This window comes from Syntrophorhabdaceae bacterium (assembly GCA_036504895.1).
GTDB lineage: Bacteria > Desulfobacterota > Syntrophorhabdia > Syntrophorhabdales > Syntrophorhabdaceae > PNOM01.
In genome coordinates, this window is sequence record DASXUJ010000122.1 from 1 (window position 1) to 9,128 (window position 9,128).

Here is a 9,128-nt window from a genome sequence, read left to right on the forward strand (position 1 = left end):
TAATCAATTGGCTGTAATCCTTGGTAGCCTCGAGAATGCGTTCCAGATCCGCCATGTTGTTATGACGGTACTTTTTTGGGTGGCCGAAGGACAACCTGCACCCGTCGATGATGCTTGCATGGTCATATTTGTCGAGAATGGCGCAATCATTTCTGCCCAGAAGAGCCGAGATGGTCCCCACATTAGTCTGGTATCCGGTGGCAAAAGTCAGCGCGGCTTCCCTTTTGAAAAAATGGGCCAACTTCCTTTCGAATTCCTCATGTATCGCAAGGTTGCCGTTCAAGAACCTGGAGCCGGCACAGCCACTGCCGTATTTTTGCAGGGCCTCGACTGCGGCTTCCTTTATCCTGGGGTGGCAGGTCAGGCCCAAATAATTATTGGAGCCGACCATGATCACCCTGCGCCCCCCTACAATGACCTCCGAATCCTGGGGTGATTCTATTTCGCGGAAGTAAAAATAATTCCCTGACTCCCGAAGCTCCCGGATCTGGTCGACAAATTTAGTACATTTATCAAAAATATCCATTATGTGCTGTTTGCCTTATAACCAATTGTTTTTTTGATACCAATCGACGGTGACCCCCGCCCCATGAACGAGATCGATCTTCGGACTGTATTCTAACATATTTTTGGCTTTAGTAATATCACAGGTCCAATTTTCCTGCATCATTTCTCTCGCCTTATCGCGCGTAAGCAAACAGGGCCGGTCGGTCACACGGGACATAGCCTCGCTCACCGCACCTATTCCCCGAATTACACATCCCGGCACCGACAACCGGAATGCCTTTGTATTCATGGCAGCTGAAAAGATATCGCATATTTCTTCCGTCCTGTAACGGGCGCCGTCGGAGATGAAGAAGACCTCGCCGTCTCCCGCTCCGGCCTTGCCCGCCATTACCAGTGAATCCACCAAATCGCTCACGAAGCACATGCTGATCCACTGGGTTATGTTGCGGGGACTGAACGTGATTTTTCTTGTGATTAGCTTCAGAAGGGATAAAAAATCGCGGTCCCGTGGTCCATACACCGCGCTGGGGCGAAGAATGGTAACCCTGATCCGATCCCTGTGAGCCAGCACGGCTTCTTCTCCGATCCGTTTGCTTCTCCCGTAAGATGAAACCGGAGAATCAGGATCACCTTCAGTCTTCATCCCTCCTTCAATGCCCGGGCCGGAAGCAGCCTGGCTCGAAAGGTAGACAAATTTTTGGAGCGACCGGTTCCGGTCCAGACAGGTCCGAATCAGGTTCTCCGTACCGACGCCGTTTACCGTAAAAAATTCCTCTTCCCGTCTTACCCTCGTCACACCGGCTAAATGATAGACACAATCCACTCCTGACACGGCAGTTGCCAGCGATCTCCTGTCGCCACAATCGCCATATGCAAAATTGACCGGTAATGCTTCGAGCCATCCGAGATCACCCGTGCGCCTCACCAGGCAGGTCACCTCCGTCCCGCAACGCGTCAGCTTTTCAACCAGATGGCTTCCGATAAACCCGTTCGCTCCCGTGACCAACGCCTTCACTGGCCCTTCTCCTTTATGTGCACCTAAACCAACGGAAAACTGAATTTCCCTTTGCAGACAAGAACAATAGAAGAAGCAGTTGCCGGCGCCTCAGGTATTCATTTTTTGTTCAGCCTTCCCACTGGGTTTCGGCCGTGGAACATGCTTCGAAAGGTAAACTATTTTAAACAGGTTGTAACCCTATCAGTCAAGATAAAATAGAAGTCCTTTTGAGGATTTATCAGAACATTAAAAAAAGGTCTTTTCACTGGTTGTCGGTATTTTAATCACTAAAAATTATCATGGCAAAGATTCCATGCCGTGTATATATTAATTTAAGGTTATGCTTCCGGGCAATGCCGGTATCCGGCGGAAAGAGAGACGCGACGTACCATGGGAGAGATCAAAACACCCTTCCTCACGGTAGATATAATTATCAGGTTCGGTGAGGGCATTGTCCTTATCGAGAGAAAGAACCCTCCCGCCGGTTGGGCCCTTCCAGGCGGTTTTGTGGATATAGGGGAATCCGTTGAGGAGGCGGCAAAGAGAGAGGCTAAAGAGGAGACATCTCTTGACGTCGACCTGGACGGCCAGTTTCACGTCTATTCCCGGCCCGACCGGGACCCCCGGTTTCACACTGCGTCCGTGGTATTTATCGCCCGAGGGAGCGGTTCCCTCATGGGCAGGGATGATGCGAGGCGGGCGGCGATCTTTCGCGAAGATGACCTGCCGGACCTCATTGCCTTTGACCACAGGAGAATTATCTCGGATTATTTCGAATATGCCCGGACGGGCGACAAACCGCGTGAAATTTGAGTTTTTTTGTGAAAAATGCCACGGAGCGCAGCCCGTGGCATTTTCATGAAATCATTTATGTCTGCCTTCAGGCCAGTGAGGCTACCGCCTTCCTGATCCTGTCGAACCCCTTCTCGATTATTTCCATGGACGTGGCGAAGGAGAGCCTCAAATGGCCTTCCTTTCCGAATTCGATGCCGGGTACGACTGCGGTGTGGAACTCTTCGAGAAGGAGCGCCGTGAGGGCCGTAGAGTTCTCTATCTTTGTTCCCTTGTAGGAGCGGCCCAGTATGGCGCTGAAATTGGGAAATACGTAAAATGCTCCTTTAGGGTTGTAACATGTGACCCCTGGAATGCCTGCAAACCCCGTGACCAGAAAATCCCTGCGCTTCTTGAACTGCTCGAGCATCATGGCAATACTCTCCTGAGGACCGGTAAGGGCCGCCACCGCCGCCTTCTGAGCGATCGAAGTGGGGTTCGAGGTGGATTGGCTCTGGATATTCGACATGGCGCTTATAATATCTTTAGGTCCGGCGGCGAAGCCGATACGCCACCCTGTCATGGAATAGGTCTTGGAGACCCCATGGGCGATGATCGTCCTCTCTTTAAAGGAGCGGTCGAGGGAAGCGATGCTTTTATGGACATACTCGTCATAGGCGAGTTTCTCGTAAATTTCATCGGATATGATGTAGAAATCTTTTTCCACTGCAAGCTTTCCGATCTCCTCCAGGTTCTTCAGGGTATAGATCGAGCCCGCCGGGTTGGAAGGGTAATTGAGGACTATCGCTTTGGTCCTGTCCGTCACGTGCTTCCTGAGCATAGAGGCGGTAATCTGGTAATCCTCCTCCTCATAGGTCTCGACTATTACCGGTTTTGCCCCGGCAAGCTCCACCATGGGAGGGTAAGATACCCAGTAAGGGGCTGGGATCAGCACCTCGTCGCCGTCGCCCAATATTGCCTGAAACAGGTTGTAGAGGGAATGTTTTCCTCCGCAGGAGACGATGACTTCTTCCCGCTTATATTCGAGGCCGTTATCTTTCTTGAATTTCTCTATTATGGCGTCTTTCAGGGGATCTATCCCCGCCACGGGGGTATATTTGGTGAAGCCCGCATGTATGGCGTCAATGGCCGCCTTTTTTATGTGCTCGGGAGTATCGAAATCAGGCTCGCCTGCCCCGAAACCGGCAATATCGATCCCCTGGGCCTTCAGCGCTTTTTCCTTGGCGCTGATCGCAAGAGTAGGTGATGGTTTTAATGCCTGAGCCCTCTGTGATAACATGTCAAAACTCCTTCTGTTTGATTATACTCTCCTTGACCTTATCTCAAGAACCGGCCCGGAAGATGAGTTACACCAGTATTTCCTCCGCAAGGAAGGTACGGGGATATTCCCCTCTCTCCCACTCGGCTCATGATGCATTATTCCGGTTATCTGTCGTGCGTGGTAATCTGCCCGAATTCCGCTTCTCTCTTTATTTGATTCGATGCGGGTCCCGACTTCCGGATTCGCTGAGGTTATTTTTTATACCATACCCCTCTTTGATGTCAATCAAAATTTGCATTAAGGTTGACAGCGAAGGGAGGACCAACAACAGCCGTCATGAAGAGCCGCCAACCTCGGCGAAGATGTGCACGATGCGACGTGTTTCCCTTGTCGCCTTATAATGCTCGTCTATCCGGTAGCCGACGACCCAGATGATGCGGTCCTCCGAGAGGAGAAGAGGGATATGCCTCCTTTCTTCTCTGGGAATCTTGCGGGACATGAAGAAATCCTTAAGCTTCACCCTCTGCCTCATACCAAGGGGCGTGAACCTGTCCCCCTCTCGAAACGTCCTCACCCTGAGGGGCCCCAGGCTCTCCCCGTCAAAATAGGCTGAAAAAGGACCGGGAGAAAAGGCGATACCCCCCGTGCCCCCGGAAAATTCTTCCGACCCAAAGGTCACACCCAGGGCCTCGCAGACGGTAATCCCTTTTTCGAAGACCGAATATGTATCTCCCACAGGGGGTGATTGGGTCTTCTTCGTGAGAATGAGGGTTCCATAGGTTTTCTTCACCCTTATCCGGTGGGGCAGCGCGGTTTCAAGATTGGGTCTTTGCCCCCGGAGGACCTTCTCGATCTGAGCCATATGCTCCCTCAGAGGGAGAAAGCCCGGCTCGAGACGTCCGAGGAGATGAGCCAGGACCCTGAACCTGGTCTCGGCGTCGAGCTTGACGAGCCTGTCCACGGGCAGGGAAACGTCCCCTTCCGGTCCACACACCGCCGTTCCCACGACCGTCTCTGTCTGTTCCTCCAGGGTCGCGTTTATCGCGGTGAGGTCCCCGAGAAGAAGGAATATCTTTTTTCTGAAGGCAGGGTTCAATTCTCCCATCTGCGGAATGACCCGTTTCCTGATGAAATTCCTTTCGTACACAGTTTTTTCATTCGATGAATCGGCCACAAAGGGTATATCATGGGCTTTCCTGTAGGCGTCTATGTCCGACCTTTCCGTGTGGAGAAAAGGCCGGATGATGTTGTCTCTTTTTATAGGAATCGAGGAAAGCCCCCTCATGCCCGTGCCTTTTATTATTCTCAGGATAAAGGTCTCCACCTGATCGTCCAGCGTGTGGGCCACACCTATTTTATGATAGCCATGAAGCATTGCCGTCTCTGTGAAAAACCGGTAACGCACGTCTCTGCCCGCATGTTGCAAGGACTTTCCGGAATCAGCCGCTATCTGCCTCACATTCACCCTGGCCACATGAAAGGGGAGGGAAAAGCGCTCTGCCAGGGACCTTACGAACTCCTCATCCCTCAGCGATTCCTCATTCCTCAGGAGGTGGTTTACGTGGCCAATGCCTATGTCAAAGGAAAGGGCAGATTTGATCTCGAGGAGTACGTGGAGGAGTACTGTTGAGTCGATTCCTCCCGAGAGGCCGAGAAGCACCTTTTCGCCGGAGGCAATGAGCCTCTCCTGTTGGATAATACGGGCGATGCCGGTGGTGAGGTTCACGATCGGGGCACTGGGAAGGGGTCAGAAAAAACGGACTTACCCCGGGACAGGTCGGATTGGAATAAGAGGCTCACGAGGAACAGGACGAGCAATTGGAGGAGGAGCAGCCGCCACATCCCGAGCCTGATCCCGATGATTTAAATTTGCTCCCCGCCGAGAACCCGAAGGACGACATTTTTTTCGTGGGCGCCTTATCGCCGCACGCCGGACATTCCGGCTCATCGTTTCTGAAGACGATGAGCTCGAATTCGTTGCCGCATTTTTCACATCTATATTCATAAATAGGCATTCTACATCTCCTCCGGCCGCTTCTTCGGACCTTTCATCTCTTTGGAAAGCTCTGTCACCAGTGCTTCGAGGGCTTCCCGGTAGACTCTCGAGCGAGAGACTCCCGTGAACGCCAGGGCCTTCTCGGCATAGTTGCGGGACCTCAAAAACCTGTTCTTGAAGTAAAAATGAAAAGCGGAGGTATAGAGATAGAGGAACAGGGCCGTTTTGTTCTTTCCGTCAATCCTTCCCACCCTCTGGAAAAGGTCCCGTGCGAGACCGTAATATTCACTTTCCAGATAACTTTGGGCGGCCTTGAACATGAGCAATAAGCGGCCGTCTTTATACATATCATTGAGGAGAGTTTCGAAGCCTTTCTTCCCGAAGAGACGGACGAGGGTTTTTTCGTTTTCAAACATGAACCGGGGTATAAGGTAATTATTTTTATAAACCTTTATAAGGTCCTTGAGCTGTTCCACGAGTTCCCTGGAGAGGACCTTTATTTGTTTCAAACCTTCCTCTGTTCTCTTCTCGGCCTTCGTAATAAGGGAGCCGATCTCATGAACGATCTTCTTTTCAAGGGGCGTAAGCTCGTGTGCATCGATATCGTGTTTCGGCTTATAATACTCCATTTGATAGAGGTTCTCTCTCAGCTTCATCGCTTCATGAAATATATAGCCTACCGTAATGTCGTAAAATTTCTCCTTATAACTCGCCTCGTTTGAATTCCTGAAAAGACCGTGACACATCTCCTTGAGCCTGAAAAGGCAGCTTCCGCCTCTGTCGTCCACGAAGTCTTCTATTTTGGCAAAGGAAAGTAGCCCTTCTTTATAAAGGGTCCTGCATTCCTCCCACTTCGTGAAGACGCAGATAGATTCCTTAATCAGATCGATCTGCCGTTTCTCTAAGTTTCCCTTGTTCATTTTCCTCTTCGTGTCCTTTAATGAGCCGTCTCAGATCCTCGCCCTCAATGGTCTCCTTTTCCAGAAGCACCTTCGCCACCTTCTCGAGGAGCGTCTTCTTTTCACTTAACAGGGTCTTCACCTTACCGTAACACTTTTCCACAATGCTTCTGATCTCGCCGTCAATCTCCTGTGCCGTTGCCTCGCTGTAATCGCGGGAAGACGATGCCCCCAGGTCCAGAAAAAGGGGCTTTCTCTCGGGCTCGAATGTGATGTGGCCGAGCTTCTCGCTCATGGCATATTCTTTTACCATCGATTTTGCAATATCGGTGGCGCGCACGAGATCGTTCTGACCCCCGGTCGACACCTCGCCGAAAATCGTCTCTTCCGCAACCCTGCCGCCGAGAAGCACGCACAGCCTGTCGAGTAGCTCCGTCTTGGTCATCAGATACCGGTCCTCGGTGGGAAGCTGCATCGTATAACCGAGGGCGGTGATGCCCCGGGGTATTATGGAGATCTTGTGCACCTGGTCCGTGGTCTCGAGGAGCTCCGCAGCCAGCGCATGGCCTGTCTCATGATGGGCGACTATTTCCTTCTCCTTCTTGCTCATTACCCTCTGCTTTTTCTCGAGCCCGGCGACCACCCTGTCGATAGATTCTTCGAATTCGGCCATGCCGACCGACGATTTACCTTTCCGTGCCGCGAGAAGGGCCGCTTCGTTGACGAGGTTCGCAAGATCGGCGCCGACAAAACCGGGGGTCCTCGCAGCCACTACTTTGAGATCTATCTCCTTTGAAAGCTTCACCTGGCGTACGTGGACCGCGAGTATCTCCTCTCGCCCCTTAATATCAGGTCTGTCAACGAGAATGTGGCGATCGAATCTTCCGGGCCGGAGAAGGGCGGGGTCGAGTATCTCCGGTCTGTTCGTCGCCGCCATAATGATGACGCCCGCTTTCGTGTCAAAACCGTCCATTTCGGCGAGCAGCTGATTAAGGGTCTGCTCCCTTTCGTCATGGGAAGAGAGCGGGTTCATTCCTCTCGCTTTTCCAAGGGCGTCAAGCTCATCGATGAAGATTATGCAGGGCGCCTTCTGCTGCGCCTGGGCAAAGAGGTCCCTCACCCGGGAAGCTCCCACTCCCACGAACATCTCGACAAAATCGGAACCGCTCATGCTGAAGAAGGGCGCCTTTGCCTCCCCTGCCACCGCTTTGGCGAGGAGCGTCTTTCCCGTGCCCGGCGGGCCTACGAGGAGTATGCCTTTGGGAATTTTACCCCCCAGACTTGTGAATTTCTGTGGCGTCCTCAGGAATTCTATGATCTCTTCGAGTTCCTGCTTCGCTTCGTCCACTCCTGCGACATCTTTAAAGGTGATTTTAATCTCATCTTCGCCGTAAATCCGTACCCTGCTCTTTCCGAAATTGAGGACGCTGGAGGGAGCGCCTCCCATCCGCCTCATGAGGAGGTTCCAGATGACGATGATGATGACGAGAGGCAGGACCCAGGAGATAACGCCTTTCAGAATCTTATTTTCGTAGTAGCCCGAGAATTTGATCCCCGACTTCTGAAGGTCTTTTACCAGATCGGGGTCTTCCACCCTGCTCGACATAAAGGGGGTTTTTTTTCCGTCTTCAAGGGTGAGATTACCCTGAATGGTATCGGTGTCGACTACCACATCGCTGATCTTGCCCTTGGCCACCAGCTCTTTAAATTCACTATAGGCAATAGTTTTTACTTCCGTCCTGAAAAAATAGCTGTTGATCACCACGATACCGATAAGGGCGAGGATAAAATAGATAAAGGTGAAGTTTCTCGCGCCCGGGCTCTTCATCTTTGATTTATCCTTAATATCAAGGAAAATATTCTTCTTCTGCTTTGAAGGCGTGGCGCGTTTTCTCGGTGCCATGAAGAAAGTTTAGCAGAAAAGCGCCTGTTTTGAAAGGGCTTATCCTTTTTTGGGCGTAGAGAGGAAAAGGGGAACGGCAATGATCGACGGTCTCTCGGCAGGGACCATCTCCAGCGGTGAATCTTTTTTTGAAACCGGGTTTAGAGATCGATCAGTTTGGCTTCGATCATTCCGTCTATTCCCAGAATCCCCTCGAGCACTTCTTCTTCGATCGGATTGTCCACGGAAACAAAAGCCACTTCTTCTCCGCTGATGGGACGGGAGACTCCGAGACCCGCGATATTGACATTGTAGTTACCGAGGATCGTACCGACCTTGCCGATAATGCCGGGCCTGTCGGAGATCCTGAATTGGAGGAAAGCCCCTTCCGGAATTATATCCAGGTGGAACCCGTTAAGGAGCACAATGCGTCCCAATTTATCGGCAAAAACCGTGCCTGCGATGCTGATCTCCTCCAGGTCGGTCTTCAGGACGAAGAGGATCAGGTCGTTGAATTTGTCGTACTGCTCCGTCTTTGCTTCCACCACCACTATCCCCCTGTCTTTTGCGAGATAGGGGGCGTTGATGAAGGTTACCGCCTCTTTCAGACTCACATCCAGGAACCCTTTTAATGCACCGATGGTAAAAGGCTGATAGCTGAAAGGCACGTCGAATTTCCTCTCGCACAGGTCCTCTTCGAAGTTCTTGCCCACCATGACCACCTTTATCTCTTCGGGCCTTCCTTTGGCCAGTTGGGCGGCAAGTTTTCCCATTTTTTCCACGAGGGTAAAATA

At 51.7% G+C, this 9,128-nt stretch carries 9 protein-coding genes; 1 reads left to right on the forward strand and 8 read right to left on the reverse strand.

The window, feature by feature from the left end:
- Together VGJ94_17475 and VGJ94_17480 are read right to left on the reverse strand one after the other, a co-directional pair.
- The coding region (locus VGJ94_17475; GenBank protein ID HEY3278410.1) for an aminotransferase class I/II-fold pyridoxal phosphate-dependent enzyme at positions 1–526 on the reverse strand (526 nt) is incomplete at its 3' end.
- Between the two features lie 15 nt (positions 527–541).
- Positions 542–1,522 carry an NAD-dependent epimerase/dehydratase family protein gene (locus VGJ94_17480; GenBank protein ID HEY3278411.1) on the reverse strand — a complete coding sequence of 327 codons (981 nt, stop codon included), beginning with the start codon at positions 1,520–1,522 and terminating at the stop codon, positions 542–544.
- Positions 1,523–1,894: 372 nt separating this feature from the next.
- On the opposite strand from VGJ94_17480, the gene VGJ94_17485 reads away from it, so the two are divergent.
- Positions 1,895–2,317: an NUDIX hydrolase gene (locus VGJ94_17485; protein HEY3278412.1), complete on the forward strand. Its 423-nt coding sequence runs from the start codon at positions 1,895–1,897 to the stop codon at positions 2,315–2,317.
- A 67-nt stretch (positions 2,318–2,384) separates the two neighbouring features.
- Here VGJ94_17485 and VGJ94_17490 read toward each other — a convergent pair whose 3' ends face one another.
- The 6 genes from VGJ94_17490 to VGJ94_17515 all read right to left on the reverse strand — a co-directional run.
- Positions 2,385–3,575, reverse strand: coding sequence for a pyridoxal phosphate-dependent aminotransferase (locus VGJ94_17490; GenBank protein ID HEY3278413.1), 1,191 nt, complete (start codon positions 3,573–3,575; stop codon positions 2,385–2,387).
- 316 nt (positions 3,576–3,891) lie between these two features.
- Entirely contained in the window at positions 3,892–5,283 is a 1,392-nt protein-coding gene (gene tilS, locus VGJ94_17495; GenBank protein HEY3278414.1) for a tRNA lysidine(34) synthetase TilS, read from the reverse strand.
- Positions 5,284–5,353: 70 nt separating this feature from the next.
- On the reverse strand, positions 5,354–5,572 hold the full coding sequence (locus VGJ94_17500) for a zinc ribbon domain-containing protein (protein HEY3278415.1): 219 nt from the start codon (positions 5,570–5,572) through the stop codon (positions 5,354–5,356).
- A 1-nt stretch (position 5,573) separates the two neighbouring features.
- Complete coding sequence (locus VGJ94_17505) at positions 5,574–6,473, reverse strand: hypothetical protein (protein HEY3278416.1); 900 nt, start codon at positions 6,471–6,473, stop codon at positions 5,574–5,576.
- Positions 6,430–8,280, reverse strand: a complete 1,851-nt coding sequence (gene ftsH / locus VGJ94_17510; GenBank protein HEY3278417.1) for an ATP-dependent zinc metalloprotease FtsH — start codon at positions 8,278–8,280, stop codon at positions 6,430–6,432. The genes VGJ94_17505 and ftsH overlap by 44 nt, the downstream gene beginning before the upstream one ends.
- Positions 8,281–8,495: 215 nt before the next feature.
- Positions 8,496–9,128, reverse strand: a 633-nt coding sequence (locus VGJ94_17515) for an ACT domain-containing protein (protein HEY3278418.1), incomplete at its 5' end; no start/stop codon positions are given.